We start from the raw sequence: 248 nt of genomic DNA, 5'->3' as shown, positions 1-248 counted from the left end.
CAACATGGTTACCCCCATCAAACCAGCGAATGATAGACTTATACGGGTTTTCAGGCTCTTTTTCTTCAACTGATTTTTTGCCAACACTTCTTTTTTTCTTTAGCTGATCGGGATTGGGGAAGTATTGTATAAACTGGGAACGGATAGCTTTATCAACCAGATTTAATGCTACCTGGTATGGACCTTCCTGCTCTCCTTCATATACCAGTTCAATTTTACCCGTTATGGCAGGAATAATACCAGCCAGG

At 41.1% G+C, this 248-nt stretch carries 1 protein-coding gene; it reads right to left on the bottom strand.

The features are described 5' to 3' along the window. Positions 1-248: hypothetical protein (locus tag VJI94_RS08665; protein WP_324009078.1), on the bottom strand; the 248-nt coding region annotated here is incomplete at both ends.

Source organism: Parvimonas sp. D9, from assembly GCF_035282565.1.
Taxonomy (GTDB): Bacteria; Bacillota; Clostridia; order Tissierellales; family Peptoniphilaceae; genus Parvimonas; species Parvimonas micra.
The sequence above is the reverse complement of the archived record's forward strand: the minus strand, read 5'-3'. Positions and strand labels throughout refer to the sequence as shown.